The organism is Acidovorax sp. LjRoot66 (genome assembly GCF_964253305.1).
Taxonomy (GTDB): Bacteria; Pseudomonadota; Gammaproteobacteria; order Burkholderiales; family Burkholderiaceae_C; genus Acidovorax.
Genome location: NZ_CAXUQU020000001.1, coordinates 2374258 through 2398593, shown reverse-complemented (window position 1 = coordinate 2398593; position 24336 = coordinate 2374258). Strand labels below are relative to the sequence as shown.

General features: G+C 67.0%; 26 protein-coding genes, 1 tRNA gene and 1 pseudogene. 12 read left to right on the top strand and 16 right to left on the bottom strand.

The annotated features are described in order from the left end of the window. Window positions 1–41 precede the first annotated feature (41 nt). On the top strand, window positions 42–782 hold the full coding sequence (locus ACSQ3Y_RS11135; RefSeq protein WP_436177319.1) for a DAPG hydrolase family protein: 741 nt from the start codon (window positions 42–44) through the stop codon (window positions 780–782). A 147-nt stretch (window positions 783–929) separates the two neighbouring features. On the opposite strand, the gene ACSQ3Y_RS11130 is transcribed toward ACSQ3Y_RS11135, so the two are convergent. Further along, the gene (locus ACSQ3Y_RS11130; RefSeq protein ID WP_436177318.1) at window positions 930–1709 is read right to left on the bottom strand and encodes a class I SAM-dependent methyltransferase; all 780 of its coding nucleotides are present in this window, start codon (window positions 1707–1709) and stop codon (window positions 930–932) included. 100 nt (window positions 1710–1809) lie between these two features. Here ACSQ3Y_RS11130 and ACSQ3Y_RS11125 point away from each other — a divergent pair, with 100 nt between their 5' ends. Continuing rightward, the gene (locus ACSQ3Y_RS11125; RefSeq protein ID WP_057201031.1) at window positions 1810–2697 is read left to right on the top strand and encodes a LysR family transcriptional regulator; all 888 of its coding nucleotides are present in this window, start codon (window positions 1810–1812) and stop codon (window positions 2695–2697) included. An 88-nt stretch (window positions 2698–2785) separates the two neighbouring features. Here the strand turns inward: ACSQ3Y_RS11125 and ACSQ3Y_RS11120 are convergent, their stop codons facing one another. From ACSQ3Y_RS11120 to ACSQ3Y_RS11110, 3 genes are all read right to left on the bottom strand, one after another. After that, on the bottom strand, window positions 2786–4303 hold the full coding sequence (locus ACSQ3Y_RS11120) for a tripartite tricarboxylate transporter permease (RefSeq protein WP_436177317.1): 1518 nt from the start codon (window positions 4301–4303) through the stop codon (window positions 2786–2788). Window positions 4304–4315: 12 nt separating this feature from the next. After that, a complete protein-coding gene (locus ACSQ3Y_RS11115) occupies window positions 4316–4831 on the bottom strand; it encodes a tripartite tricarboxylate transporter TctB family protein (protein WP_436177316.1) in 516 nt (171 codons plus the stop codon). Window positions 4832–4936: 105 nt separating this feature from the next. Next, window positions 4937–5896, bottom strand: coding sequence for a Bug family tripartite tricarboxylate transporter substrate binding protein (locus tag ACSQ3Y_RS11110; RefSeq protein ID WP_436177315.1), 960 nt, complete (start codon window positions 5894–5896; stop codon window positions 4937–4939). A 177-nt stretch (window positions 5897–6073) separates the two neighbouring features. Here ACSQ3Y_RS11110 and ACSQ3Y_RS11105 point away from each other — a divergent pair, with 177 nt between their 5' ends. Genes ACSQ3Y_RS11105 through ACSQ3Y_RS11095 form a run of 3 tightly spaced genes read left to right on the top strand, consistent with a single transcriptional unit; the run spans window position 6074 to window position 8668 of the window. Further along, on the top strand, window positions 6074–6772 hold the full coding sequence (locus ACSQ3Y_RS11105) for a response regulator transcription factor (RefSeq protein WP_179679136.1): 699 nt from the start codon (window positions 6074–6076) through the stop codon (window positions 6770–6772). 1 nt (window position 6773) lies between these two features. Beyond that, window positions 6774–8246 carry a sensor histidine kinase gene (locus ACSQ3Y_RS11100; RefSeq protein ID WP_436177314.1) on the top strand — a complete coding sequence of 491 codons (1473 nt, stop codon included), beginning with the start codon at window positions 6774–6776 and terminating at the stop codon, window positions 8244–8246. Then, window positions 8243–8668, top strand: coding sequence for an RNA-binding S4 domain-containing protein (locus ACSQ3Y_RS11095; protein WP_436177313.1), 426 nt, complete (start codon window positions 8243–8245; stop codon window positions 8666–8668). The genes ACSQ3Y_RS11100 and ACSQ3Y_RS11095 overlap by 4 nt, the downstream gene beginning before the upstream one ends. 45 nt (window positions 8669–8713) lie before the next feature. Here the strand turns inward: ACSQ3Y_RS11095 and ACSQ3Y_RS11090 are convergent, their stop codons facing one another. Beyond that, window positions 8714–9472 carry a hypothetical protein gene (locus tag ACSQ3Y_RS11090; protein WP_436177312.1) on the bottom strand — a complete coding sequence of 253 codons (759 nt, stop codon included), beginning with the start codon at window positions 9470–9472 and terminating at the stop codon, window positions 8714–8716. Window positions 9473–9652: 180 nt separating this feature from the next. Between ACSQ3Y_RS11090 and ACSQ3Y_RS11085 the strand changes: the two genes are divergently transcribed. Continuing rightward, window positions 9653–10477, top strand: a complete 825-nt coding sequence (locus tag ACSQ3Y_RS11085; RefSeq protein ID WP_436177311.1) for a hypothetical protein — start codon at window positions 9653–9655, stop codon at window positions 10475–10477. 8 nt (window positions 10478–10485) lie between these two features. Here ACSQ3Y_RS11085 and ACSQ3Y_RS11080 read toward each other — a convergent pair whose 3' ends face one another. Both ACSQ3Y_RS11080 and ACSQ3Y_RS11075 read right to left on the bottom strand, forming a co-directional pair. Then, complete coding sequence (locus ACSQ3Y_RS11080) at window positions 10486–11874, bottom strand: heavy metal sensor histidine kinase (RefSeq protein WP_436177310.1); 1389 nt, start codon at window positions 11872–11874, stop codon at window positions 10486–10488. Then, the gene (locus tag ACSQ3Y_RS11075; protein WP_436177309.1) at window positions 11871–12560 is read right to left on the bottom strand and encodes a heavy metal response regulator transcription factor; all 690 of its coding nucleotides are present in this window, start codon (window positions 12558–12560) and stop codon (window positions 11871–11873) included. Before ACSQ3Y_RS11075 ends, ACSQ3Y_RS11080 begins: the two co-directional genes overlap by 4 nt. A 127-nt stretch (window positions 12561–12687) precedes the next feature. Here ACSQ3Y_RS11075 and ACSQ3Y_RS11070 point away from each other — a divergent pair, with 127 nt between their 5' ends. After that, entirely contained in the window at window positions 12688–13026 is a 339-nt protein-coding gene (locus tag ACSQ3Y_RS11070) for a DUF4148 domain-containing protein (protein ID WP_436177308.1), read from the top strand. 28 nt (window positions 13027–13054) lie between these two features. On the opposite strand, the gene ACSQ3Y_RS11065 is transcribed toward ACSQ3Y_RS11070, so the two are convergent. From ACSQ3Y_RS11065 to ACSQ3Y_RS11055, 3 genes are all read right to left on the bottom strand, one after another. Then, window positions 13055–13675: a hypothetical protein gene (locus tag ACSQ3Y_RS11065; protein ID WP_436177307.1), complete on the bottom strand. Its 621-nt coding sequence runs from the start codon at window positions 13673–13675 to the stop codon at window positions 13055–13057. 194 nt (window positions 13676–13869) lie between these two features. Further along, window positions 13870–15465 (bottom strand): methyl-accepting chemotaxis protein, encoded by a 1596-nt coding sequence (locus ACSQ3Y_RS11060; RefSeq protein WP_436177306.1) that lies wholly within the window; start codon window positions 15463–15465, stop codon window positions 13870–13872. A 292-nt stretch (window positions 15466–15757) separates the two neighbouring features. After that, window positions 15758–16126 carry a hypothetical protein gene (locus tag ACSQ3Y_RS11055; RefSeq protein WP_436177305.1) on the bottom strand — a complete coding sequence of 123 codons (369 nt, stop codon included), beginning with the start codon at window positions 16124–16126 and terminating at the stop codon, window positions 15758–15760. A 215-nt stretch (window positions 16127–16341) separates the two neighbouring features. On the opposite strand from ACSQ3Y_RS11055, the gene ACSQ3Y_RS11050 reads away from it, so the two are divergent. The 4 genes from ACSQ3Y_RS11050 (at window position 16342) to ACSQ3Y_RS11035 (ending at window position 18161) form a co-directional block, all read left to right on the top strand. Beyond that, on the top strand, window positions 16342–16602 hold the full coding sequence (locus tag ACSQ3Y_RS11050; protein ID WP_436177304.1) for a hypothetical protein: 261 nt from the start codon (window positions 16342–16344) through the stop codon (window positions 16600–16602). Between the two features lie 70 nt (window positions 16603–16672). Continuing rightward, window positions 16673–17218 carry a hypothetical protein gene (locus tag ACSQ3Y_RS11045; protein ID WP_436177303.1) on the top strand — a complete coding sequence of 182 codons (546 nt, stop codon included), beginning with the start codon at window positions 16673–16675 and terminating at the stop codon, window positions 17216–17218. A 329-nt stretch (window positions 17219–17547) separates the two neighbouring features. Beyond that, entirely contained in the window at window positions 17548–17838 is a 291-nt protein-coding gene (locus tag ACSQ3Y_RS11040) for a DNA-binding protein (RefSeq protein ID WP_428001897.1), read from the top strand. Then, a complete protein-coding gene (locus ACSQ3Y_RS11035; RefSeq protein ID WP_428001898.1) occupies window positions 17835–18161 on the top strand; it encodes a BrnA antitoxin family protein in 327 nt (108 codons plus the stop codon). The genes ACSQ3Y_RS11040 and ACSQ3Y_RS11035 overlap by 4 nt, the downstream gene beginning before the upstream one ends. Here ACSQ3Y_RS11035 and ACSQ3Y_RS11030 read toward each other — a convergent pair. Beyond that, window positions 18121–18360, bottom strand: a pseudogene (locus tag ACSQ3Y_RS11030) (hypothetical protein); the annotation flags it as partial. The gene ACSQ3Y_RS11035 and the pseudogene ACSQ3Y_RS11030 sit on opposite strands and share 41 nt — an antisense overlap. A gap of 247 nt (window positions 18361–18607) precedes the next feature. On the opposite strand from ACSQ3Y_RS11030, the gene ACSQ3Y_RS11025 reads away from it, so the two are divergent. Continuing rightward, window positions 18608–19126 (top strand): hypothetical protein, encoded by a 519-nt coding sequence (locus ACSQ3Y_RS11025; RefSeq protein ID WP_436177302.1) that lies wholly within the window; start codon window positions 18608–18610, stop codon window positions 19124–19126. Between the two features lie 25 nt (window positions 19127–19151). Here ACSQ3Y_RS11025 and ACSQ3Y_RS11020 read toward each other — a convergent pair whose 3' ends face one another. The 5 genes from ACSQ3Y_RS11020 to ACSQ3Y_RS11000 all read right to left on the bottom strand — a co-directional run bounded on the left by ACSQ3Y_RS11020 (window position 19152) and on the right by ACSQ3Y_RS11000 (window position 24212). After that, the gene (locus ACSQ3Y_RS11020) at window positions 19152–19412 is read right to left on the bottom strand and encodes a hypothetical protein (protein ID WP_428001900.1); all 261 of its coding nucleotides are present in this window, start codon (window positions 19410–19412) and stop codon (window positions 19152–19154) included. Between the two features lie 295 nt (window positions 19413–19707). After that, window positions 19708–19800 (bottom strand) — tRNA-Ser (locus ACSQ3Y_RS11015). A gap of 61 nt (window positions 19801–19861) precedes the next feature. Then, window positions 19862–21130: an aspartate kinase gene (locus ACSQ3Y_RS11010; protein ID WP_057264263.1), complete on the bottom strand. Its 1269-nt coding sequence runs from the start codon at window positions 21128–21130 to the stop codon at window positions 19862–19864. Window positions 21131–21275: 145 nt separating this feature from the next. Beyond that, on the bottom strand, window positions 21276–22244 hold the full coding sequence (gene tilS / locus ACSQ3Y_RS11005; RefSeq protein ID WP_436177301.1) for a tRNA lysidine(34) synthetase TilS: 969 nt from the start codon (window positions 22242–22244) through the stop codon (window positions 21276–21278). A gap of 114 nt (window positions 22245–22358) precedes the next feature. Then, complete coding sequence (locus tag ACSQ3Y_RS11000) at window positions 22359–24212, bottom strand: methyl-accepting chemotaxis protein (protein WP_436177300.1); 1854 nt, start codon at window positions 24210–24212, stop codon at window positions 22359–22361. Window positions 24213–24336: the final 124 nt, after the last annotated feature.

The following is a 24336-nucleotide window of genomic DNA, read 5'->3' as shown; positions in this document are numbered from 1 at the left end:
ATTAGTAAAGTAATTGCTATACCTATTTTTGGAGTGCTGTCATGCCGCTTGCCCTGCCCCGCTACCAGGCCCTGCCCTTGCCCGACCGGCTTGCATTGCATCCCCCATCGGCCGATGCGCCGGCTTATCCCGCCCACTTCAGGGGCGTGCCTGCGCCCGTGCACCTGCCCTGGGGCCTCAAGCCCATGGGCAGCGCTGTGAGCGGCATCGACACCCTGGCCGATGGCCGCACACGCTGCTGGATACGCCACGACGTGGTGCGCGGGGTGACGCCGCGCATGCTGGCATGGTGGTTCGCCCACCTGGAGGGCGACGTGGAGGTGGGCGGCGTGCGCATCAACCGCTACCGGGTGTGGCATCCCTACGACCACGTCCACGCCAGCTATGCGCGCCGCCTGCCCGACGGCAGCGTGGGGCCGGGCGCGGCCATCCACCTGCGCGAGATGCTGGGCGCCAACCCGGCCTACGTGGTGGACGTGGTGACCGACATCGAGAAGCTCGACGAAGAGGGCTTCATCCACAACCCCGTGGTGCATGGCATCCGAGGCCTGGCGCGCATGGAATACCGCTTCAAGGCCGTGGCGGAGGGCACGCAGTACGAGAACTGCCTGCTCTTCGGCGGGCGCGACACGGTGGCACGCCGCCTGCATCCGCTGCTCTCGCGCCTGGCATTCCCCGATGGCAAGGGTGCCGCCTGGCTGCGCCACAACATCGAAGAAGTCGGCATGTTCGAGAACTTCCTGCCAGGCCTGTACCGGCAGGAGACGGGGCTGGACGGATGAACCCGGGACGGGCCGACGGATCGCCCGATGGAGATGGTGTGCGTGGTGCGCTGCTCAAGGCAGCACCCGCCGGTCAGGAGCGCCAGGGCAACGGCAAAGGGGCAGCAGATCAAAACCGCACAAGGGCTTGCATCGGATTCAGGGGGTTCAGGGATTGCTGCGGTTGATGAAGTTGTCGGGGCCACGGCCACCCAGCTTGGGCAGCAGCCTGCTGGGGGAGTGGGGAAACTCCGGCGGCTTGCGGGCCACCATGAAGAGCCGGATGTCCTTGCCCCGGGTACCGTGCCGCTCCATGGACACGATGTCCAGGCCCTGGCGGGCCATGGCCGCATGCAGCCCCTCCCCCTCGAAGCTCAGCACGTGGGGCGCCTTGCCGATGGCACGCATCAGCGGTAGCGCGAGCCAGGGAATGAGCGGGTTCATCTCGGCGATGCAGGGCGTCTTGGAGATCAGCAGGCCGCCGGGCCGCAGCGCCTGCATCGCCAGTTGTAGCGTGTGGTCGAGATCGCTCACCAGGTGCAGCACGCTGAAGGCCAGCACCACGTCGTAGTTGCCCTGCCCGAGCCCTGGCGCATCTGCGTCGGCCACCGCGAAGCTCAGCTGCGGCACCGGCTGGGCCGCCAATTTGCCCTGGGCGATGGCGATCATGCCGGTCGAGACGTCGGTCGCCAGCAGGCGCCGGGTGAAGGGCGCCAGGCGCAGCGCGGTGGAGCCTGTTCCACAGCCGATCTCCAACACATCCTGCTCGGCCGACAGCAGGGCCTGCACGCGCTGCAGCGTGGTCTCATAGCCTGGCATGTCGGCAATCGGATCGGCCGCGTACTTGGGGGCGATGCGGTCCCAGAAACGGGCCTTGCGGGCAGTCGACGCGTTCGCTTGCGGGGGTGGCGGTGCGCCGGCAGGCTCAGCGGTGGTGGTGATGGGCATAAAGTGCGGCAACGGTCTTGCAATGGACAGCACTGGATGCTATCCATGCACTTCACCCTGGGGAATTGCCGCAAATTGCAGTGAACATATACATTTATGCATGGATAAATTGGACTGGAACCAGCTAAGGGCGTTTCTGGAGACAGCCGAAACCGGCTCGCTGTCGGCCGCCGCCCGCAAGCTCGGCCTGACCCAGCCTACCCTGAGCCGCCAGGTTGCCGCCATCGAGCAACGCATGGGCGTGACCCTGTTCGAGCGCGTGGGCAAGGCCATGGCGCTGACCCCCACGGGGCTGGACCTGCTGGAGCACGCCCGTGCCATGGGCGCGGCGGCCCAGGCCCTGGGCGTGGCGGCCAGCGGGCGCTCGCAGGCGGTGGGCGGCGTTGTGTCGGTGTCGGCCAGCGATGCCGTGGCCTCGTACCTGCTGCCTCCGCTGGTGCGGCGCCTGCGCGAACAGGAGCCAGGCATCAGCATCGAGGTGATTGCGTCCAATGCGTTCAGCGATCTGCTGCGCCGCGAGGCCGACATCGCCATCCGCCATGCCAAGCCCGAGCAGCCGGAGCTGATCGCCCGCCTGATCCGCGATGCATCGGCCTGCTTCTATGCGTCCGAAGACTGGGTCAGGACCCACGGCCACCCGCGCAGCGCTGAAGAGGCAGCCGCTCTGCCCTTCGTGGGCTCGGACCGCTCAGGCCAGTACCTGGGCTACCTGCGCCAGCACGGCTTGCCCCTGACCGAGGCCAACTTCAGCTGCTACGCCGACCACACGGTGGCCCACTGGGCACTGGTGCGCCAGGGCATGGGCATCGGTGCCATGATGGACGAGATCGCCCAGGCCACGCCGGGCATCGTGCGCGTGCTCAATGACGTGCCGCCCGTGATCTTCCCGATCTGGCTGGTCACCCACCGCGAGCTGCGCACGGCACGGCGCATCCGGGTGGTTTTCGAGGCGCTGGCGCAGGGGCTGCAAGAGGGATGCACGCCCTGAGCCGTTGCGCGCCCTCGCACGCCGATGAAAAAAGGGCGGCACCGCAGAAACTGCCGTGCCGCCCCAACTACCCAAAACAGGTTAGCCCTCAGCCCGCAGCTGTGCCCCCCTCGGCCGCCGCCTTGCGCGCTGCCCAGCGGCGCGCCACGCGCGGCAGGATCAGCACGGCCAGCACGATGACCATAAGGGTCAGCGAGCCTGGGCGCTCCAGGAAGATGGTCCATTTGCCTTCGCCGATGGCGACCGCATTGCGCATCTGCGCTTCGGCCAGAGGGCCCAGGATCATGCCCACAACCACAGGGGCGGCGGGGAAGTCGAAGCGGCGCATGACCACGCCCAGGAGGCCGATGGCGTACAGCAGCACCAGGTCGAACGCGCTCTGGCGCATGCCATATACGCCCAGCGTGGCAAACACCAGGATGCCCGCGTACAGGTACGACTTGGGGATCTTGAGCAGCTTGACCCACAGGCCCACCAGCGGCAGGTTCAGGATCAGCAGCATGACGTTGCCGATGTACATCGACGCGATCAGCGCCCAGACCAGTGCGCCGTTGCTGCTGAACAGCTGCGGGCCGGGCTGGATGCCGTAGTTCTGGAACGCACCGAGCAAAATGGCGGTGGTGTTGGAGGTCGGGATACCGAGCGTGAGCAGCGGGATCAGCGTGGCGGTGATGGCCGCATTGTTGGCCGCCTCTGGGCCGGCCACGCCTTCGATGGCGCCGGTGGTGCCGAACTCTTCCTTGTGCTTGCTGAGCTTCTTTTCGGCCGCATAGCTCAGAAAGGTAGGGATCTCGCTGCCGCCGGCCGGCACGGTGCCGAAGGGGAAGCCGATGGCCGTGGCGCGCAGCCATGCGGGCCAGGAGCGGCGCCACTCCAGCTTGGTCATGTGGGTGCTGGTGAGCTTGTTCTGCGTCTCTACGGTCTTGCCCTCGTACATCACGTTGTACAGGGCCTCACCCACGGCAAACAGGCCCACCGCGATCAGCACCACCTCGATGCCGTCCATCAGCTCGGGCACACCTGCGGTGTAGCGCGCCTGTGCGGTCAACTGGTCGATGCCGATCAGGCCCAGGGCCAGGCCGACGAACAGCGAGACCATGCCGCGCAGCGTGCTCTTGCCCAGCACGGCGCTGACGGTGGTGAAGGCCAGCACCATGAGCATGAAATACTCGGGTGGGCCCAGGCGCACGGCGTATTCGGCCACGATGGGCGCAAAGAAGGTCACCAGCACGGTGGCGATGGTGCCTGCCACGAAGGAGCCGATGGCCGCTGTGGCCAGCGCCGCACCGGCGCGGCCGTTCTTGGCCATCTTGTTGCCCTCCATGGCCGTGACCATGGACCCCGCCTCACCGGGGGTATTGAGCAGAATGGAGGTGGTGGAGCCACCGTACATGGCGCCGTAGTAGATGCCCGCAAAGAAGATCATCGATGCGGTGGCTTCGACCTTGACGGTGATGGGCAGCAGCATGGCCACGGCCACGGCAGGGCCGATGCCGGGCAGCACGCCCACGGCCGTGCCGATGACACAGCCGATGAAGGCCCACATCAGGTTGATGGGGGTGGCGGCAGTGGCAAAGCCCTGCAGCAGAAGGTTCCAGGTTTCCATATGGCGCAGGCTTTACAGCCACCCCGTGTTCGTGAGGCCGGGCAGGTTGATCGCCAGCAGTTGGGTAAACATCCAGTACACCGGCGCGGCCAGCGCCACTCCGATGAGCAGGTCTTTGAACCAGGCCTTGGGGCTCAGGTCGAGCCGGCCTTCGGAGCTTTTGAAGCCGCGCACTGCGAGCACGAAGCACAGCGCACAGCTCAGGATGAAGCCCAGCGTGGTGATGAGCATGGCGTTGAGCAGCAGACCGACCGAGACCCAGACGAAGCCCTTCCAGTGGGCGCTGCCGTCGCCCGAGGCTTCTTCCAGATCACGAAAGCCGCCCGTGCGGGCATGGATGATGGACAGCACCCCGCAGACGATGAGCACGATGGCCACCACCCAGGGAAAGAAATTCGGGCCCACGCCGCCATAGCCCGCCTCGGAGCTGATGGAGGTGGCACCCCAGGCCAGCAGGCCGCCCAGCAGCAGCGTGCCGGCGCCCACCACGGTTTGCAGGGACGTGGAGCGAGAGGAATGTTGTGTCATGTTTTTGTCCCGCAAGGAAGAGCGGCGCGCAGAGGACTGTTGCCAGCACCGTATTGCGCGCCGCCCGGAGGGTACGACGATGGGCTTTCGCTGGCAGCGCCAGCGTCAGATCATGCCGGACTTGACCATCGTGGCGCGCAGGCTGGCGAACTCGGCGTCAACGAAGTTGGAGAACTCGTCACCGGCCAGCCATGCAGGCGTCCAGCCGTTCTTCTCCATCGCATCCTGCCAGGACTTGTGCTTGTAGGTCTTGGACAGCGCCTCGACCAGGTCCTTGCGCTGCTCGGCGGTGATGCCGGCCGCGCCGTACACGCCGCGCCAGTTGCCGATCTCGACGTTGATACCCTGCTCCTTGAGCGTGGGCACGTTCACGCCCTTCAGGCGCGTGGCCGAGGTCACGCCCACGGCGCGCATCTTGCCGGCGGTGATGTACTCGGCAAACTCGCTGTAGCCGCTGCCGCCCACGGTGACGTTGCCGCCCAGGATGGCGGCGGTGGCCTCACCGCCCCCACGGAAGGCCACATAGTTGATCTTGGCAGGGTCCACACCCACTTCGCGGGCGATCATGGCGGCCGCGATGTGCTCGGTGGATCCGCGCGAACCGCCGCCCCACTTCACGCTGCCAGGGTCCTTCTTGAGCTGGTCGACCACGTCCTTCATGGTCTTGAAGGGCGAGTTGGCGGGCAGCACGAACACGTTGTACTCGCTGCTCAGGCGCACCAGGGGGGTGACCTTGTCCAGGCCCACCGGCGGCTTGCCGGTGATGATGCCACCCAGCATCACGGCACCCATGGTCATCAGCGCATTCGGATCGCCCTTGCTGGCGTTGGCGAACTGCGCCAGGCCAATGGCGCCTGCGGCGCCGCCCTTGTTGTCATAGGTCACCGAGCTGGCCACGCCTGCGTCCTGCATGGCCTTGCCCAGGGCACGGCCTGTGGTGTCCCAGCCACCGCCGGGGTTGGCGGGGATCATCATCTTGATGGCTGCAGCGGCCTGGGCGGTCAGCGGCAAGGCGCCGGCTGCCGCCATGGCGGCCAGGGACTTGAGGAAGGTATCGCGACGCATTGGTGTCTCCTAGTGTGATGAGCGAACCTGTCGATGATGCGCGCCCTGCCTGTCAAACGGCTGTCCACAAAGTAAGGGAAAACCCCCTGTGTCGCTTCGCGCCTTCCCCCTGAAGGAGGACGCACCCCGGTGCGGCGGGGCGGCCACAGGAGCACCCAAACCCCCTTGTAGAGTGATATGGTCCCGCGCATGAAATTGCTTCTTGTCGAAGACGACCCCACCATGCAGGCCACGCTGCACCGCGCCCTGAGCCGCCGCGGCATGGAGGTGACGCCCGTGGGCGATGGCCGCGCCGCACTGGCGCAGTGGGCCGCGCAGCCGCCCGATGCGGTGGTGCTGGACCTGACGCTGCCCGGGCTCGACGGCCTGCAGGTGCTGCAGCAGGCGCGCACGCGCGGGCTGCGCACGCCGGTGATCATCCTCACGGCGCGCGGCACGGTGGGCGACCGCATCATGGGCCTGAACTCGGGCGCCGACGACTACCTGCCCAAACCTTTCGATCTCGACGAGCTCGAAGCCCGCCTGCGCGCACTGGTGCGCCGCAGCGCCGACCCGGTGGCCAGCAATGCCCTGCCCCCCAGCGTGCAGCAGATCGGCGCCATCCGCTACGACACCAACAGCGGCGCCATCTACCTGGGCGGCGAGGTGATGGAGTTCACCCCGCGCGAGCTGGCGCTGATGCACGCGCTGCTGGCCCAGCCCGGCCACGCGGTGACCAAGGAGCGGCTCTACGAGCTGGTCTTCCCGGGCCAGCTCGACGTGCAGTACGAGGCCATCGAAGTGGTGGTCTACCGGCTGCGCAAGAAGCTCACCGGCACGGGCCTGACGCTGATGACCCTGCGCGGCCTGGGCTACCTGCTGCGCACGGATGCATGAAATGACGAAGCCCCCGGGCGAGCCCCACACGCCACCGACGCCGCGGCCCCACTCGCTGCGCCGCCGGCTGCTGCTGGGCATTCTGCTGCCGGTGGTGGTGTTCATCACCTACAACACCATCAGCGGCTACCAGCAGACCCTGGCCTCGCTGACCACCGCCTACGACCGCACGCTGCTGGCGTCGGCCAAAAGCATCAGCGAGCAGCTGGACGTGACCGGCTACGACGAGGCCGCGCACCTGCGCGCCATCGTGCCCTACTCCGCGCTGGAGGCCTTCGAGGCGGACAACAAGAGCCGCATGTACTACCGTGTCTCCAACCTGCAGGGCGGCCTGATCTCGGGCTTTGACGAACTGCCGCTGTGGAAGGGAACCATCCCCGCGCGCCCACCCTATGCGGCGCTGGTGGACTTCTACGACGACACCTTCCGCGGCATGCCGGTGCGCGTGGCCGTGCTGCTGCAGCCGGTGGCCAGCTCCAGCGGGCGCGCCATGGCCGTGATCCAGGTGGCAGAGACGCTGGAAGTGCGCGAGACACTGGCGCTGCAGAACCTGCGCAACACCCTGCTGCGCCAGGCCCTGCTGATCGCCGTGATCGGCATCACGGTGGTGCTGGTGGTGCAGCGCGCCACCCAGCCCGTGCGCCAGCTCAGCCGGGAGCTGCAGGCCCGCCAGGAGGGCGACCTGAGCCCCATCACCGCGCCCGCTGCGCCGCGCGAGCTGCAGCCCCTGATCGAGGGCACCAACGAGTTTCTGCAGCGCCTGCGCCACCTGCTGCGCCACCAGAAGCGCTTTGTGCGCGATGCCTCGCACCAGCTGCGCACGCCGCTGGCGGTGCTCAAGACCCAGGTGCAGTCGGCCCTGCGCGGCGACATGCCGGCCGAGCAGGCGCTGCACGAGATCCGCGACACCGTGGACCGGGCCACCCAGTTGGCCAACCAGATGCTGGCACTGGCCAAGGTGGAGCAGTTGCGCCAGCAGAGCGCGCCACCCGTGACGCGCTTCGACGAGATCCTGCGCGGCGTGGCGCTCGACATCTCGCCCCTGATCGCCCAGCGCGACCTGGACTTCGGCATCCACACCGACACCGCGCCCATAGAGGCGCACGAGTGGATGCTGCGCGAGCTGACCCGCAACCTGCTGCACAACGCCGTGCGCCACGCCCCGCCGGGCAGCGAGCTGTCGGTGGAGCTGCGCACCGATGGGCGCCACGCGGCCCTGACGGTGAGCGACCATGGCCCCGGCATCGACGACGAGCTGGCGCTGCGCCTGTTCCAGCCGTTCTCCGCCGGCGACGTGCGCACCGGCAGCGGCCTGGGCCTGGCCATCTGCCAGGAGATCGTGCTTGCGCTCTCAGGCACCATCTCCTTGACCAACCGCACCCAGGCCGGCCGCGTGCTGGGCCTGGACGCCGTGGTGCGGCTACCCCTGGCCCACGGCATGGGCATGCCGGACGCGGCACAATCAACCCCATGACCCCCACCGTGACGATGCGCCTGGACAAGTGGCTCTGGTGCGCCCGCTTTTACAAGACCCGCGGCCTGGCCACCGAAGAGATCGGCAAGGGCCGCGTCACCGTCAACGGCCAGGCCGCCAAGCCGGCACGCGATGTGCGCCCCGGCGATACCGTGGCCCTGCGCCAGGGCCCCGTGGCCCGCACCGTGACCGTGCGCGCACTGAGCGGCGCGCGCGGCCCCGCCCCCGTGGCCCAGCTGCTGTACGAGGAAACCGCAGAGAGCATCGCCGCACGCGAGGCCGCGGCCGAGCAGCGCCGCCTGGCCCCCGAGCCCGCTGCCACGCTACAGGAAGGCCGGCCCACCAAGCGTGACCGGCGCAACATCGAGCGCGTGAGCGCGCCGGACTGGGGCAGCCGCTGGAGCGCGTCGATCGACGAGTGAGCCACGAAGGGCGGACACCTGCCCGCCCCGAACGAAGGCCCCCGCCTACAGATACTTGCTGCGGACCATTTCGATGGTCTGCGAACACAGGGAGGGGTCGCCATCGGACAGTGAAGGCAGCTCCACGCAGGTGGACAGCGGCATGCGGAAGGGGTCGCTCCGGTTCTGGTCCACCGCGACCATGCTGCCGTCTTCCGTGCGCACGTGGTAGCGCGTGCGAAACGATGGCGTGGGCGGCCGGTCCATCGCCGAGCCCGCCACAGCCCCCAGTACGCCCGCGAGCACCTGCATGCCGGCCGAGTAGTTGTTGCCCGGTCGAAACGCCCGGTCGATATACGCGGCCTGGCCCAAGGCACCGCCCAGCACCGCCCCGCCCGTGGTGCCGGGCATGGACACATCCACTGTCTGGGCGTCCGCAATCCAGCCGTACCGGCCCGCGTGCAGGAGTTCCACCCTCCACTTCGACGAAATGGCCAGGCGCTCATCGTCCGCCAGGCCTGCCCAGATGGCGGGCTTGATGCGGGCGATCCGCCGCATGGATTCCGGTACGGGCCCACGGTAGACGGGATCGAAGGGCTCGGCCGACACGGGAAGGGTGGGCGCATAGCTGAGCGCCCGCTCCGCCTGCCGCACGGATTGGTTGAGCGCCAGGATCTCGTTGCCCAGCAGGTCCGCGTCGGCGGCGGTGGGGTCGGCCGTCAGGCGGGCCCGCAGCAGGGCACGGCGGGCGCTGGCATCTTCCAGTTGCCTTTCCAACACCTCCCATTGGATCTTGGGCGGCGCAGCCCAGGCCGCCGGGAACATCCCCAGAAGCGCCACGCACCCGCACAAGCCCACCCGCCCGAATCGCCGCATTCCTGCCTCGCTTTGCCCACGCCAACCGCAGCGCGGTACTGCACATCATACAAATCCTGCGCACTGCGGACGCTCAGTGTCGTGGCCCCTAGAATTGATCGTCCAGACAGCCCCGCCACCTTGCCGCCCATGCACCACAACCTCACTTGGCGCAGCGCCGTACCACTTGCCCTGGCAGTTGCAACGACCCTGGTGACCGCACAGCCGTCGGACCTGCTGCTGGAGGCCTGCAACCGCCTGCCCGATGCGAAGAAGCGGTTGGCGTGCTTCAAGGAAGCCACCAGGAGGCCTGCGGACGCACTGCCTACGGCCACGCCCACACCTTCGCCCGCCTCCACACCTGCAGCGGCACTCAACCCGGCGCCCGCATCCACCACAGCCCAGCTGCCGCCTCTGCCCCTGGCCGAAGCAGTGCGCCTGTGCACGCGGCTGATCACCGTGGCCCGGGGCCGCGAGGCCGAGGCAACGGAAAGCGCCGAAGCCTCGTCGGCCAGCGAAATGTCCGTGACCTGGCCCGCGCTGCCCGGCAAGAAGCCGGTGTACTGCAACCTGGGTCGTGCAGATCACCGTATCACGTCCATCACCAGCAACGGCAAGGTGGCCAGTGGCGCCCTGCTCGACAGCATGCACGCGCGCGCCACGCAGCGCGAGGAAATCCAGGCCGGCAACTACGCCCGGCTCCTCGCAGGTGCCACGAAGGCCCTCACCTCCCGGATGCAAGACCCCGACACTGCCCAGTTCCGCAACCTGTTCGTGAGCGATGGCCCCCTGCACATGCTGTGCGGCGAGATCGATGCACGCAACGCGTTCGGCGCGTACGAGGGGTTCCGGCGCTTCTACGCATCGGGCGACCCGGAGTTCCACGCCATCGAAAGCCGCAAGACGACCCGAGTATTCGAGGCCACCTGGACATCGGTGTGCGCGCGCAAGATGGCGGATATTGCCGCGTTCTGAGCCGGCAACTACCCGGCAGCCAGTACCAACCCGATGCGCGTGACGCTCCCTGCCGAGGTCGCCACGGTGCGCCCGCCGTGCATGCGCGCGATGGCATCCGTGATGGCCAGGCCCAGACCATGGTTCGTTTGGCCATGGCTGCGCGCAGTGTCACCCCGGAAGAAACGATCGAACAGCCGCTCCAACACCTGGGGATCCACATCGGGGCCGGTGTTTTCCACCACCAATTGCACACCACCGCCAGGCAGGGGCGTGATGCACACCCGCACCGCGCTGCCAGCAGCCGCGTAGCGCGTGGCATTGCCGATCAGGTTGGACAGGGCGCGGTACAGCAGCGGCACGTCGAAGTCGCCTGCGGCATCGCCCACGACCTGCAGGGTGAGCCCTGCATCCTGCAGCGCAGCCTCGTGGTAGTCGGCCACCTGCGTGGCCACGGCGGCCAGGCTGGCCACCGGTGCGCGGCGCGCACGAGCGCCCCGATCGGCTTGCGAGAGGAACAGCATGTCGCTCACGATGCCGGTGAGGCGGTGCAGCTCTTCGAGGTTGGACGACAGCACCTCGGCCACTTCGGCCACTTCACCCCCGCCTTGCGAGCCATGGTCCCTGCCCTGCCTGCGCAGGGCCAGCTCGTTGCTGGCCAGCAGGGTGGCCAGCGGCGTGCACAGCTCATGCGCCACGTCGGCGTTGAAGCCCTCCATCTGCGCATAGGCCTTTTCCAGCCGGCCCAGGAGCGCGTTGAACTGCTCGACCAGCGGCTGCAGTTCGGCCGGTTGCCCTGTGCCGTCGAGCCGCTGGTGCAGCGTGGAGGCAGACAGCTGGCGCGTCTGCGTAGCCATCTGCCGCACGGGCGCCAGGCCCAGGTGCACCAGCGTGAAGCCACCCAGCGAGACGACCACGGTGCCGGCCAGGGCCGCCAGCACCAGTGTGACCGCCAGGCGGCCGAGCAGTAGATCGTCGGGCTGCACATCCATGCGCAGCTGCACCTGGAGCGTGGCTGCGGGCTGCGATGGCGCAGCGGCCGCACGGGCCACTTTGAAGCGCAGCTCGCGCCAGGTCGCAAGGGGCCTGGCATCGGGCGCCGGTGGGTACACCTGCTGCCCATCGGGCCCGGTGACCTGCAGGCGGAAGTTCTCATGCCCGGCGAGGAAGTCATCGAGCGCATGCCGGCCCTGGGACATGGAGGCGGCATGCCCCTCTTCGCTGCCCAGCAGGTGCCGCAGGATGCCCTCTTTCTGCCGCAGTGCATCGTCCTGCCGCGCCCCGAAACCTGCGGCCGTGACCAGGTAGACCACCAGGCAGACAGCGCCCAGCCCGGCAAAGCTCTGCACCGCCAGCCACCACGAGAGCCGGCTGCGCAGCGAGCGCGGCGACACCGGCGCCGGTGCGACGTCCCTCATGGCGCGCGCTCCTCCAGCACATAGCCCATGCCGCGGATGGTGTGCAACAGGGGCGCAGGGAAGGGTACGTCCATCTTGCTGCGCAGCCTGCGCACCGCCACCTCGACCACGTTGGTCTCGCTGTCGAAATTCATGTCCCAGACCTGCGAGGCGATCTCGGTGCGCGACAGCACCTCGCCCTGGCGGCGCAGAAACAGCGTGAGCAAGAGGAACTCCTGCGCCGTCAGGGCCAGTGCCAGGCCAGCGCGCGTGGCCTTGCGGCGCAGCAGGTCGAGCTCCAGGTCGGCCAGCCGCAGCAGCGCCGCAGGCTGCCCCGCCGGCACGCCGGCCTGGCCACGCCGCACAATGGCATCGATGCGGGCCACGAGCTCCGAGAACGCAAAGGGCTTGACCAGGTAGTCGTCCGCCCCGGTCTGCAGGCCACGCACGCGGTCGTCCACCCCGAAACGCGCGGTGAGCATGAGCACAGGCGTCTGGCGCGTCTTGCGCAGTGCGGCCAGCAGGCTCAGGCCGTCGATGCCAGGCAGCATCACGTCGAGCACAAGAACAGCGTAGTCGCCCTGCAGCGCCAGGTGCAGGCCATCGACGCCATCGTGCGCCACGTCGACCACATGGCCCGCCTCGGTGAGCCCCTTGCGCAGGTACTGCGCGAGCTTGACCTCGTCCTCGATGAGCAGGATTTTCATGCCCGGATTGTCGAAGAACCGGGTCTGCACGCGGATTACAAATTCGTCATCTGCGCGTGGGGGTTTGGACGGTGGTGGCTTTCTACAGTGAGGTCCATTCACCCAACCAACCGAAAGGATACAGACCATGACCACCGCACGCAAAGCCCTCCTCCTGTCGCTGGCCGCCCTGACCATCGCGGCCCCCGTTCAAGCCTCGGCGGTGTACCACCTGGCCGGCGGAGAGATCGGCTACACCCGGCACCCCGACCACCAGCAGGCCAGCAACCGCCAGCGCAGCGAAGTGCTCGGCGAGATCAAGGCCGCCCGCAAGGACGGCACCCTGGCCCTGCTTTCGCGCGGCATGGCACTGCCAACGCCAAAGACGGCCCCTGCCAAGACCCGGGAGCAGGTGCAGGATGAATACCTCGGCATGACCGACGCCGAGAAGCGGCGCCTGCAGGAGATGCATGGCGCGGGCGGTTGAGCCACCGCAGCGCGCGGTTGATGAGACGTCACGTCCCCGCAATGATGTGCGCCACGTGCGTGAAGATCTGGATACTGTAGGCTTGGCTGGGGTGCACGATGTCGCCGGTGACGCCGTCCCAGTCGCTGATGGTCACGCCGTTACGGACGTCCACATAGGGGTAGTCCTGGTAGGCACAAGTCTGGCGCAGCAGCTCGGCCACGGCGGCGATGCCGGACACCCTGGCCAGGTAGCCCGAATCCCATAAGCTCGTGCCCAGGGGCTCGTAGGCATATGAAGAGGCCACATTCACGTCGATCACGCCCACGAAGCCGAAGGCCTTGCCGGCCAGCTTGCAGATAGACGCCACGCGCTTCACGTTGGCGGGCAGGACTTCGGGGTCCGCACTGTCGTTGCCGCCCAGGTTGATCAGCACGGCGCCCGCATCGGTTACCGCCAGCAGGTCCGCCAGGGCGATGCCGCCTGGCAGCCCGGCCAACGCACGCTCGGCAGGGTCATCCGAGAGCAGCAGCGCGAAGCTGGCGCCCGGCATGGAATGGTCGTAGCAGAAGTCATACACCGCCTGGGCAGTGTTCAGGGTTTGGCGCGGCGGGATGGCCAGGCGACCCGCGCCCTGTGCGCCGTAGAGGACCGAGTCTCCGATGAGCATGGCTTTGATCATTCAGGTTCCTGCAAAAACGCCGCGATGGGACAAAGGAGGCGTACAGGCCCCGATTGAACTGCAAGGCGCGCAAAGAAGTTGTGAGAACCTGTTTTTCAGGTGCCGGACTCCGGTGCCGGCCCGGCCGCAAAAGCCGGCGAAGCCGGTCTGTGCAGCCCACCGGAGGCGCTCGCCTGCCGGGCTCAATGCAGCAGCAATTGCGGATGCCCGCTGCCGTCGATCTTGAAGACCGAGACCGACTTCACCAGGTCGTCGGCCTGCGTGCGCAGGCTGGATGCGGCCGCCGCCATCTCTTCCACCAGGGCCGCATTCTGCTGGGTGGCCTGGTCCATCAGCGTCACGGCCTCGCCCACCTGCGATACGCCCGAGCTTTGTTCCGAGCTGGCGGCACTGATCTCGCCCATGAGACGGGTCACGCTGCCGATGCTGGCCACCACCTCGCCCATGGTGGCGCCGGCCTTGTCCACCAGGGCCGTGCCATGCTCCACGCGGCCCACGCTCTCGGTGATGAGCTGCTTGATCTCCTTGGCCGCCTGGGCACTGCGCTGGGCCAGGGTGCGCACCTCGCCGGCCACCACCGCAAAGCCACGGCCCTGATCACCCGCACGCGCAGCCTCCACGGCGGCATTCAAGGCCAGGATGTTGGTCTGGAAGGCGATGCCATCGATCACGCTGATGATGTCGTTGATCTTGCGGCTCGAGTCGTTGATACCCTTCATGGTCTCGACCACCTGCGCCACCACCTCCCCGCCCTGCTGGGCGATGGTGGAGGCGGAATGGGCCAGCCGGTTGGCGTTGACCGCATTGTCCGCGTTCTGCTTGACGGTGGAGCCGAGCTGCTCCATCGAGGCGGCCGTCTGCTGCAGGGCGCTGGCCTGCTGCTCCGTGCGGGTGGACAGGTTCTGGTTGCCCTGGGCGATTTCCGAACTGGCGGTGGACACGCTCATCGACCCCTCGCGCACACCGGCCACCAGGCCCGAGAGGCTCTGGCGCATGGCCTCCATGGCGGACACGAGCGCAGCGATCTCGTCGTTGCCACGGGTCACCATCGGGCGTGCCAGATTGCCGTTGGCAAACTCCTCGGTCGCAGCACTTGCCTCACCCAGCGGCCCAACGATGGAGCGCGTGGTCAGGTAGCCAATCACCACGGCAAAAATGACCACGGCGACACTCAGCACAATGAGCTGCATGCGCAGGGATTCGAACTGGCGCATCGATTGGTCGATGGCCCGCTGACTGACCTTGTCGCTTTCTGCCAGAAAGGCGTCGATGTTGCCGACCAGCCGGGTCAGCAGCGGCCGGCATTCGGCGTTGATCTTCTGGATGGCTGCATCCTTCTCGCCCGCGCTCGCCAGGCGCGTGATCTCCAGGGCAATGGGGCCGTAGGCCGCCTCCGTCTCCTTGACCTGGGCCAGCAGCTTTTGCAGCGGCACGGCCGCATCGGGCGGCGCGGCTTTCAGGGCCTCTTCCACGTTTTTGAGCCCCTTGCCCACGGCTTCATGGGCCGTGCCGATCAGCTTGAGTTCGGCGTCCGCATCGGGCTTGGAACTGGCGATCACCAGGTTGCGCGCCGACACGGCCCTGGCATTGGCGGCATCGAGAACACTGTTGCCCAGACCCTTGATAACGTCCAGGTGGTTGACCTGAACCTCCAGATTCTGCTGGGTGAGGGACTGCCCCCGTACACCCATGATCGCCACCAGGATGAGGGCGCATGCGAGAACGGCGTAGCCGATGGCAAGGCGCGTCTTGATGCTCAGGCTTTGCAGGAAATTCATCGCGAAGTTCTCCCTGTGTTGGGTGCGCATGCGCGGAAAACACCGGCCGAGGCCGGTCTACAGCGTGATTGCCCTGACCCCCTCCTCCTTGCCAGCCCTCGCTGGCGCTCTGCGCCGCTCTTCTTGTATGGATATTTGGCCCCGCGCAGACTTGGGGGAGATCCTCAATACCAATACATTGCGCCTCCTGCCTCCAACTGGCAAGCGTTTTCTTGCCACCCCCGGTGCATGGCGAAAGGAACGCCTGCGGCGCGCAAACCGCGCCATACAGGGCGTGCGGCGAGCGAGGGCCCTAAACCCTGCGCGACGCGCCGGAGGCTGCAATCCGGGGGTAGGCCACCGCCAGCGCGCCCACGAGCATCGCTGTTCCATTCGCGTAGACCCACATCTCCCCCTCGAACAGGAGCGCCGTGAACACCGTGATCCCGAAGACGATGGCCACGATGGTGAACAACGCCATCGCCACCTGCCGGCGGTGCGAAGGCGCCATGGCCACGCCGGTCAGCACGAACACCGCCCCCAGCATGGCGCCGGAGCCGAGTTCGATGAGCAGCGTGCCCAGCACGCCATGGCCCATCTGCCAGGCGCTGATGAACTTGGTCAGGCGCTGCGCCAGGAAGGCGACCGCGAATGCGGCCGGCAGCAACAGGAGCCAGCGCATGAACTTGCTTTTCAACATTCCCTCTTTTTCCCCCTGCGTGCGCCATCTGGTCGCGGCCGGCCCCATCGATGGGCTAAAGAGCCGGTCCAAAGCCACGGCGAAATGTACCAACTTGCTTCGGGCGTGCGGGCACTCTGCCCTCCCTCCCCCAAATCGGTGATGGCCCAAAGCCCGCCCACACCGCACAATGAATCGCCATCCACAAGGGGGAAACCATGCGTTGGATCGTGGTTGCCATCTGTTGTTGTCTTGTTCCGCCCATTGCCTTTGCAGCAATGGACACGCCACGGGGCACCGTGGGCCTTGCCGGCGCGCTGAACCTGGCCTACCTGCTTGCATTGAGCAGCGGTGTGGGCTGGCTGGTCCAGCAGGTCGCGCAGACATCGGGGCGCTTCAGCCCCAAAACCGAAGCCGTCCTCAGCGCAGCAAGCGCCCTGATCGTGGGGCCGCTGCTCTGGTTTGCGCTGTTTCGGTAGGGCGCTCCATTCCTTGCATCCGCGCCTGGCGGATCGGTAGCGGGGTCGATACCCATCAAACCACCTCGCCATGTCGGGACAACCCTGGTCTGCAGAACGCCTTGTTCGGGCCCTGTCACGCACACCTGGCATCCGCCCAACAAAAAACTCCAAGCGATCAAAAATCACTTGGGATTCGAACCCACGCTGGCGGTATTTAGGCGTATCGCAGCGTAGTCCGCCCTATGGAGCCCCACGCCTGGGCACGCTGGAAAACACCGTTTCGGGTCCGGGTTTAGGTTCAGCTCTTGAACTGCCCGTGCTGCGCCATCAGCTTGATGATGTGCAGGGACAGCAGCACGGCGGGCTATCGCTTCAGCGGCTTTCCGTCGCAGCCGCGACAAAGATCGCCCCGGCATCGAACGCCTCTTTAAACCTCTGGGCAGATGGCACCTCGCCGCGCGTTGATCCGCAGGAGCACTTCCGCTCAGTCGAGCCAAGTAAAGGGGTGACGGTGCGGCACGCGAAGCAACTGAAAAACTCATTGCCGGTTGCGGGCGAAACTGGTGTGCTCATGCTGACCTCACCTCCTGGGAACGATCTGAATTGTGCCAAGGCCGGAATCGGCAGGTACTGAAGCCGGCGCGAGCCGAATCCAGTGGCTCCATACCCCGTCCATGCCCCGCTGTAGATGACGCACAGCACCAGGATGCCCCATTGCTGGGCCGTCCACGCGGCATAGAACCACCCGGGCGGTCCCAGCATGCCGAAGATGCAGGCCCAGCGGCGCAGGCGGTCGGTGCGAGTCTGCGAGAGCCAGGCCGCGAGAGCGCCAAAAGTGCGATGGTGATTTGGTCCCAGGTCATGGCCAGGGTTGAGAGCCAGTGTCAAACGAACAGCTATTTATTTTCCGTGCACACGGAAAATTACTTGCACCTCAATTTAATTGTGGCTACAATTAAATCCATGCTCACAGTCGTCGAAACCCCCATCTTCCAGAAACAAGTAGCCGGCGTGTGGACCGAAGAAGAGCGCCTGGACTTCTTCGCCTTCCTGGCCGCCAACCCCGAAGCCGGCGATGTGATCCCCGGCACCGGCGGTGCCCGCAAGGTGCGTTGGACGGTGGCAGGCAAGGGCAAGCGCGGCGGCGTGCGGGTTGTCTACTTCAATGTGACCGAACAGCAAATTGTTCTGGTGGTGGCTGTGTATGCGAAGGCCGACAAGACCAACATTCTTCCCAAGGAGATCAAGCGATGACGATCAAATCCATGAAAGACCTGCAGGCCCTGGACATGGAGAAGGTGGCCCAGGCTATCGAGGCCGATGCAGGCCACGATATCCCCGATCTGCGCGAAGCGCTGGCACAGGCGAAGGCCGGCACCTTCGCTGCGGTCCACACGCCCGAGCAGCTGACAGCGCGCAAGCGTGGTCGCCCTGCCGGCACCACGAAAGCCGATGCCAAGGTGCACACCACCTTGCGCATCGATTCGGACGTGCTGGCGGCCTTCAAGGCAACCGGGGCGGGCTGGCAGACGCGCATCAACGATGCGTTGCGCGCTGCTGCCCCCCAGGCTCGATAGAACTACTGTCAAACAAAGTGACGGGCGCCGTGCACGCCACCAGCGCCGCGCGCAATTGCACCTCGTAGCCCTCGCGCCGGTCGATCTCAGCGAGGGCTGCACGCAGCAGCAGCCACGGGTGAGCCCCAAGCAGCAGCATCTCGGTCGGCATGGCTGGCCGGTCGGGCACGGGCTCGCGGCACGCCACCGGCACGGGCACCAGCGCTTAGATGTTGCACCTCGTAGCCGTCGCAAAATGCCCCTCATGCTCCGCCAAGGAATTGAGGGCAAAGCGAGCCAGTCGGCTTGCGGTAGAAATCGCCTGGCAAATCGGCCCGGTACATCCTGATACGTTTCCGATACCATGACCATCAAATGACGGAGGGATCATGAGACTCGCGCTTCTTTGTGCAGCCGCTATCGCACTCACGGGCTGTGCCACCACCCCATACAAATCGCCGACAGTAGTGACGCTCACCGTAACTTCAATGCCCGCCGGCGCCATCATCAGATCTGATCACGGGGAGGGCGACGCGGTCATGTCGACGTTTGTCGCCGAGTGGGAGAAGTCAGATCTTGACCGCCACATGGACAACGGATGCTGGCGAATAAAAAGTTTTACTGCAACTTGGCCGAGCGGAGCCACGGCGAGCACAGAACGCACCGTGCGACTCTGCGGGGGTCAAAAGCAGTATGGCTTGGTCATCAACCGTCCCAGGACCGCGCCGGGTGGCCAACAGGACTACGAGTTTTCGCTGAAGGCCGCAGCGGAGCAACGGCAAGTCCAGCAGGCGGAGCAGGCTGCCCGGCAGGCGCAAGCGGATGCGCGCGCGAACGCAGTAATAGAAGGCTTGGCAGCCGGCTTTGCGGCAGGGATGGATGCTCGAGCGGCACGACAGCAACAAGCACAGCCCGTGCAAATTGCCCCGATGCGCTGCATTTCCCGTCGGAAGATCAGCGGAGCCGTAGAGACCGAGTGCAATTGACCACGGCACGCCCCCTCTTCGCAACCTATGGCGCGGCAATGCACGCGATCAGCTCCGCTCGCAGCTGCACCTCATAGCCCTCGCGCCGGTCGATCTCGGCCAGCGCCGCGCGCATCAGCATCCAGGGCGAAGCCCCAGGCAGCAGCAGCTCGGTTGGCATGGCAGGCCGGTCGGGCACGGGCTCGCGGCACTCCACGGGCACCGGCACCAGCGTTCGGCCCGCGGGCGCGGGGCTCCCGCAACCCACCAGCGCCAGCACGCCCAGCAGCAGTACGGCCGCCCTCATGGTCGCGCCCTCCCCTGCAGCCACTCGTCGCCCATGGCCTGCATGCTGGCGCACAGGTCGGCGGACTTGCTCGGCTGCAGGCCCAGGGTGTGGTCGGCGCGCTGCTGGAAGCTGCGCGCGGTGGTGGCGGCAGCGGCGCGGCGGCTTGTGTGCGCTTGGCTGCAAGCTTTCGCAGTGCCTCGGTTCCATCGCTGCAGGCCAGTACATCACCGCGCGCCATGTCGCGCTGCTAGATCGCACCCAGCCAGAAAACAGAAAACCCCCAAGCAGATCAACTACTTAGGGGTTTCGGTTTTGGCGGAAACGGAGGGATTCGAACCCTCGATGAGGCTCTACACCCCATACTCCCTTAGCAGGGGAGCACCTTCGGCCACTCGGTCACGTTTCCAATCCAGCTATTATGCCCCATTTTTGGGGCACTTCAGCCGAGATGGGGGCTGATGGATCAATCAGGCGACGGGCTGGTCCAGCTCGAAGGCCTTGTGCAGCGCGCGCACGGCCAGCTCGACGTACTTTTCGTCGATCACGACCGAGGTCTTGATTTCCGAGGTGGAGATCATCTGGATGTTGATGCCCTCTTCGCTCAGCACGCGGAACATCTTGCTGGCCACGCCGACGTGGCTGCGCATGCCGATGCCGACGATGCTTACCTTGCAGATCTTGGCGTCGCCCACGACTTCCTGCGCGCCCAGCTCGGGCACGACCTTTTCCTTGAGCAGCTCGACGGTGCGCGCATAGTCGCCGCGGTTCACGGTGAAGCTGAAGTCGGTCTTGCCGTCCTTGCTCAGGTTCTGGATGATCACGTCGACTTCGATGTTGGCATCGGCCACGGCGCCCAGGATCTGGTAGGCGATGCCTGGCTTGTCGGGCACGCCCAGCACGGAGATCTTGGCCTCGTCGCGGTTGAATGCGATGCCGGATACCACGGCTTGTTCCATTTTTTCGTCTTCCTCAAAAGTGATCAGCGTGCCGGACTTGGCTTCTTCGTTGATGTCGATGTCCCAGGGCGTGAAGCTCGACAGCACGCGCATGGGCACCTTGTACTTGCCTGCAAACTCCACCGAGCGGATCTGCAGGACCTTGCTGCCCAGGCTGGCCATCTCCAGCATCTCTTCGAAGCTGACGGTGTGCAGGCGGCGCGCTTCGGGCACGACGCGGGGGTCGGTGGTGTACACGCCGTCCACGTCGGTGTAGATCAGGCACTCGGCGGCCTTCATCGCGGCGGCCACGGCCACGGCGGAGGTGTCCGAGCCCCCACGGCCAAGCGTGGTGATGTTGCCGTCGTCGTCGATACCCTGGAAACCCGTGACGATGACCACCTTGCCATTGGCCAGGTCAGCGCGCACGCGCTGGTCGTCGATGGACTCGATGCGCGCCTTGGTGTAGCTGCTGTCGGTGCGAATGGGCACCTGCCAGCCGGCATAGCTCACCGAGCCCATGCCTTCGGCCTGCAGCGCAATCGCCAGCAGCGCGGAGGAGGCCTGCTCGCCGGTGGAGGCCAGCATGTCCAGCTCGCGGTTGTACGCCTCGGTGGCGCGTGCGGGCGCCAGCTCCTTGGCCAGGGCGAGCAAGCGATTGGTTTCGCCACTCATGGCGCTGGGCACGACCACCAGTTGGTGGCCTGCGCGGGCCCACTTGGCCACGCGCTTGGCGACGTTGCGGATGCGCTCGGGGGAGCCCATCGACGTGCCGCCGTATTTGTGAACGATCAATGCCATTGGATTTCTGGGGTGACGAAACACTTGCCACGGCGCCGGTTGGACACTGTTTTGGCGCGCCGCTGTTTTTCGTGCAGATGGGAAAGCAGGGACCGGCCCGTGGTTTCCTGCCGAAACCACGCTGGTTTCATCAGGACGACACGGATCAGTCCCCAGGGACCAAAACCTGGGGATTGTACCAATCGAGCCCGGTGCCCGAGCGCACGACGAAGCCAGAGCCCACCTTGAGGTGGATGCGGTGGCCCCGCGTGGTGCAGGCGGCCACCTGGCCGAGCAGCTCGGCCAGCTGCGCGGCACTGGGCGTGGTGCGGTGCGCGCTGCGCAGCCAGTGGCGCAGCACATTGGCCTGGCGGGCACGGCCCAGGGCCTGCAGCGCGGCCAGTTGCGGCGGCACCCCCACCAGGGCCAGATCGGCCTGCGCGACCTCGTCCAGCAGCACACTGGCCTGCGCAGCATTGTCGGCAGACCGCGCAAACGTGTCGCGAAACGCAGGGAATGCGGCTTCGAGCACGGGCAGGATCTGCGCACGGATGCGGTTGCGCGTGTAGTGCGGGTCGGCGTTGGTGGGGTCTTGCACCCACGCCTGCCCCTGTGCCTGCAGCCAGTCGCGCACGGCCTGACCCGGCACGCGCAGCAGCGGGCGGTGCCAGGGCAGGCCCGCGCGCTCCCACCGGGCGGGCATGGACGCCAGACCCGCCACTCCTGCCCCGCGCGAAAGGGCCAGCAGCAGTGTCTCCACCTGGTCGTCGGCATGCTGGGCCAGGGCGACCGCTGCGGTGTCCGCCATCGCCGGGGCTTGCAGCGCTGCATCCAGCGCCGCATAGCGGCCCTGGCGCGCTGCGTCCTCGGGGCTCTGGCCCGGCTGTGGCCGGGCGTCGATGTACTGCACGGCCAGGGGCACGGCAAGGCGCGCGCACAGGCCCAGGCAATGCTGCTCGAAGCCATCGGCGGCGGCCTGCAGGCCGTGGTGCACGTGGATGGCCCGCACCTGCCCCGGCCAGCGCCGCGCGCAGGCCAGCAGCAGGGCCGTGGAATCCGCCCCGCCGCTCAGGCCCACGGCCAGCGGCAGCGCGGGAGCGAAGGCCGCCATGGCGGCGTCGAAGGTCTGGGTCATGGGATGGTCATGCCGCGCCCTCACCCGCGCGGCCTGCAAAGGGGCAGGCGCAATGGAGCAAAGGGACGGGGCGGCAACGCATGGCTGCCGATTATCGGTGCGCGCGCTGGCGCCTCAATCCTGCGGCGCGCCAAGCCTGGGCGCCGCATGCGCGCCCACATCGGCCGAAAGGCGGAAGGTGCCCACCACCTCCGACAGGCGCACCGACTGGTCCTTGAGGCTTTGCGCCGCCGCCGCGCTCTGCTCCACCAAGGCGGCGTTCTGCTGCGTCATCTGGTCCAGGTGCGAGACGGCCTGGCCCACCTCGTTGATGCTGGTGCTCTGCTCGTTGGTGGAGGCGGTGATCTCGGCCATGATGTCGGTCACGCGCTGCACCGAGTTGACGATGTCGGTCATGGTGGCGCCGGCATCGTGCACCAGCCGCGAGCCGGTGGCCACCTGCTCCACCGAGGCGCTGATGAGCTGCTTGATCTCCTTGGCCGCCTCGGCGCTGCGCTGCGCCAGGCTGCGCACCTCGCTGGCCACCACGGCAAAGCCCCGGCCCTGCTCGCCCGCGCGGGCAGCCTCCACGGCGGCATTCAGGGCCAGGATATTGGTCTGGAAGGCAATGCCGTCGATGGTGCCGATGATGTCGCTGATCTTGCGCGACGCCGCGTTGATCTCGTCCATGGTGCTCACCACGTTGCCCACCACCGAGCCGCCATGCCGGGCCACGCTGGAGGCCTGGGCCACAAGCTGGTTGGCCTGGCGCGCAGCCTCGGCGTTGTGGCGCACGGTTTCGGTCAGTTGCTGCATCGATGCCGAGGTTTCTTCCAGGCTCGACGCGGTGAGTTCGGTGCGCCCGCTCAGGTCGTGGTTGCCGGTGGCGATCTCTTCAGCCGCCACGCGCACCGAGTTGCTGGCGTCGCGTATCTGCGCCAGCACGCCCGAGAGCTTGCCCGCAAAGCTGTTGAAGCTGGCCGCGATCTGCGCCAGCTCGTCCTCGCCCTGCGCATCGATGCGGCGCGACAGGTCGCCATCGCCCGCGCCGATCTCGTGCATGGCATCGCGCACCAGGGTCAGCTGGCGCAAGCGCCGCGACAGGATGCCCGCCAGCACCACCAGGGCCACCAGCAGCACCACGATGCCCGTGCCGATGGAGGTGCCCAGCATGGTGCGGATCGGCGCCATGGCCTCGCTCTCATCCTGCGCCACCACCAGCATCCAGGGCGTGCCAGCCACAGGCGCCACACTCAACAGCCGGCTGCGCCCGCCAATCTCCGAACGCAGCACGCCCTTGTCCTTGGCGACCTGCAGCAATTTCTCGGCACTCAGATCCTTGGACAGGTCCGTCACTGGCTTGAGCGTGAGCGCCACGTCGGGGTGGGCGATGATCTTGCCGTCCGACGCAGCCAGGAAGCCGAAGCTTTGCGGCGTGGGCCGGATCGAGGCGACATTGGCCACCACCGACTCCATGTAAACATCGCCTGCGGCCACGCCTTTCAGCGCCGCGCCGCTGCCCACGGGAGCGGCGAAGGTCACCACCAGCTTCTGGTCCGACGCGGAGATATACGGTGGCGTGACCACTGGCGCGCCAGCCTTGGCGGCCTGTTGGTACCAGGGCCGCGCTGTGGGGTCGTAGTCGGGGGGCAGGCTGCGCGCTTCGGAGAACACGTATTTTTTGTCCGCATAGCCGAAGTACGCGGTGCTGAACTGGCCCGCATCGCGCAGCATGGCCAGGGATTTGGCGGGCTCGGCCTCGGTGAAGGACTGCACCGACGCGACAATGATGCCGCTTTTGGCGCGCGCCCACTCGGCAACGGTTTCGGCGTGGCTCTGCGCGGTGGCCAGGCTCTCCTCGGCCAGCGAGGCCTGCGCCTGGGATCGCGCCGTGAGGTAGTTGGCCACCGTCAGGGCCAGCAGCCCCGCCACGAGGCAGGCAATGGAGACCAGGAGGATCTGGCCCTTGAGAGTCTTCAGGAACGACATGGTGCCCCTTCGATCCACCCACCACCCAGCAGGCGATTCACCATGCTACATCCGGTTACCGTTGGGGCGCCAGAGGGTTGGCGCCCGTGCCTTCCCGACGGCACAAAAAACAACAACGGCCCGT

Excerpts from the sequence above, each read along its gene's own strand:
- ACSQ3Y_RS11135 (WP_436177319.1), top strand. The coding sequence starts at position 42 with ATGCCGCTTGCCCTGCCCCGCTACCAGGCCCTGCCCTTGCCCGACCGG.
- ACSQ3Y_RS11130 (WP_436177318.1), bottom strand. The coding sequence starts at position 1,709 with ATGCCCATCACCACCACCGCTGAGCCTGCCGGCGCACCGCCACCCCCG.
- ACSQ3Y_RS11125 (WP_057201031.1), top strand. The coding sequence starts at position 1,810 with ATGGATAAATTGGACTGGAACCAGCTAAGGGCGTTTCTGGAGACAGCC.
- ACSQ3Y_RS11120 (WP_436177317.1), bottom strand. The coding sequence starts at position 4,303 with ATGGAAACCTGGAACCTTCTGCTGCAGGGCTTTGCCACTGCCGCCACC.
- ACSQ3Y_RS11115 (WP_436177316.1), bottom strand. The coding sequence starts at position 4,831 with ATGACACAACATTCCTCTCGCTCCACGTCCCTGCAAACCGTGGTGGGC.
- ACSQ3Y_RS11110 (WP_436177315.1), bottom strand. The coding sequence starts at position 5,896 with ATGCGTCGCGATACCTTCCTCAAGTCCCTGGCCGCCATGGCGGCAGCC.
- ACSQ3Y_RS11105 (WP_179679136.1), top strand. The coding sequence starts at position 6,074 with ATGGTCCCGCGCATGAAATTGCTTCTTGTCGAAGACGACCCCACCATG.
- ACSQ3Y_RS11100 (WP_436177314.1), top strand. The coding sequence starts at position 6,774 with ATGACGAAGCCCCCGGGCGAGCCCCACACGCCACCGACGCCGCGGCCC.
- ACSQ3Y_RS11095 (WP_436177313.1), top strand. The coding sequence starts at position 8,243 with ATGACCCCCACCGTGACGATGCGCCTGGACAAGTGGCTCTGGTGCGCC.
- ACSQ3Y_RS11090 (WP_436177312.1), bottom strand. The coding sequence starts at position 9,472 with ATGTTCCCGGCGGCCTGGGCTGCGCCGCCCAAGATCCAATGGGAGGTG.
- ACSQ3Y_RS11085 (WP_436177311.1), top strand. The coding sequence starts at position 9,653 with ATGCACCACAACCTCACTTGGCGCAGCGCCGTACCACTTGCCCTGGCA.
- ACSQ3Y_RS11080 (WP_436177310.1), bottom strand. The coding sequence starts at position 11,874 with ATGAGGGACGTCGCACCGGCGCCGGTGTCGCCGCGCTCGCTGCGCAGC.
- ACSQ3Y_RS11075 (WP_436177309.1), bottom strand. The coding sequence starts at position 12,560 with ATGAAAATCCTGCTCATCGAGGACGAGGTCAAGCTCGCGCAGTACCTG.
- ACSQ3Y_RS11070 (WP_436177308.1), top strand. The coding sequence starts at position 12,688 with ATGACCACCGCACGCAAAGCCCTCCTCCTGTCGCTGGCCGCCCTGACC.
- ACSQ3Y_RS11065 (WP_436177307.1), bottom strand. The coding sequence starts at position 13,675 with ATGCTCATCGGAGACTCGGTCCTCTACGGCGCACAGGGCGCGGGTCGC.
- ACSQ3Y_RS11060 (WP_436177306.1), bottom strand. The coding sequence starts at position 15,465 with ATGAATTTCCTGCAAAGCCTGAGCATCAAGACGCGCCTTGCCATCGGC.
- ACSQ3Y_RS11055 (WP_436177305.1), bottom strand. The coding sequence starts at position 16,126 with ATGCGCTGGCTCCTGTTGCTGCCGGCCGCATTCGCGGTCGCCTTCCTG.
- ACSQ3Y_RS11050 (WP_436177304.1), top strand. The coding sequence starts at position 16,342 with ATGCGTTGGATCGTGGTTGCCATCTGTTGTTGTCTTGTTCCGCCCATT.
- ACSQ3Y_RS11045 (WP_436177303.1), top strand. The coding sequence starts at position 16,673 with ATGTCGGGACAACCCTGGTCTGCAGAACGCCTTGTTCGGGCCCTGTCA.
- ACSQ3Y_RS11040 (WP_428001897.1), top strand. The coding sequence starts at position 17,548 with ATGCTCACAGTCGTCGAAACCCCCATCTTCCAGAAACAAGTAGCCGGC.
- ACSQ3Y_RS11035 (WP_428001898.1), top strand. The coding sequence starts at position 17,835 with ATGACGATCAAATCCATGAAAGACCTGCAGGCCCTGGACATGGAGAAG.
- ACSQ3Y_RS11020 (WP_428001900.1), bottom strand. The coding sequence starts at position 19,412 with ATGAGGGCGGCCGTACTGCTGCTGGGCGTGCTGGCGCTGGTGGGTTGC.
- ACSQ3Y_RS11010 (WP_057264263.1), bottom strand. The coding sequence starts at position 21,130 with ATGGCATTGATCGTTCACAAATACGGCGGCACGTCGATGGGCTCCCCC.
- tilS (WP_436177301.1), bottom strand. The coding sequence starts at position 22,244 with ATGACCCAGACCTTCGACGCCGCCATGGCGGCCTTCGCTCCCGCGCTG.
- ACSQ3Y_RS11000 (WP_436177300.1), bottom strand. The coding sequence starts at position 24,212 with ATGTCGTTCCTGAAGACTCTCAAGGGCCAGATCCTCCTGGTCTCCATT.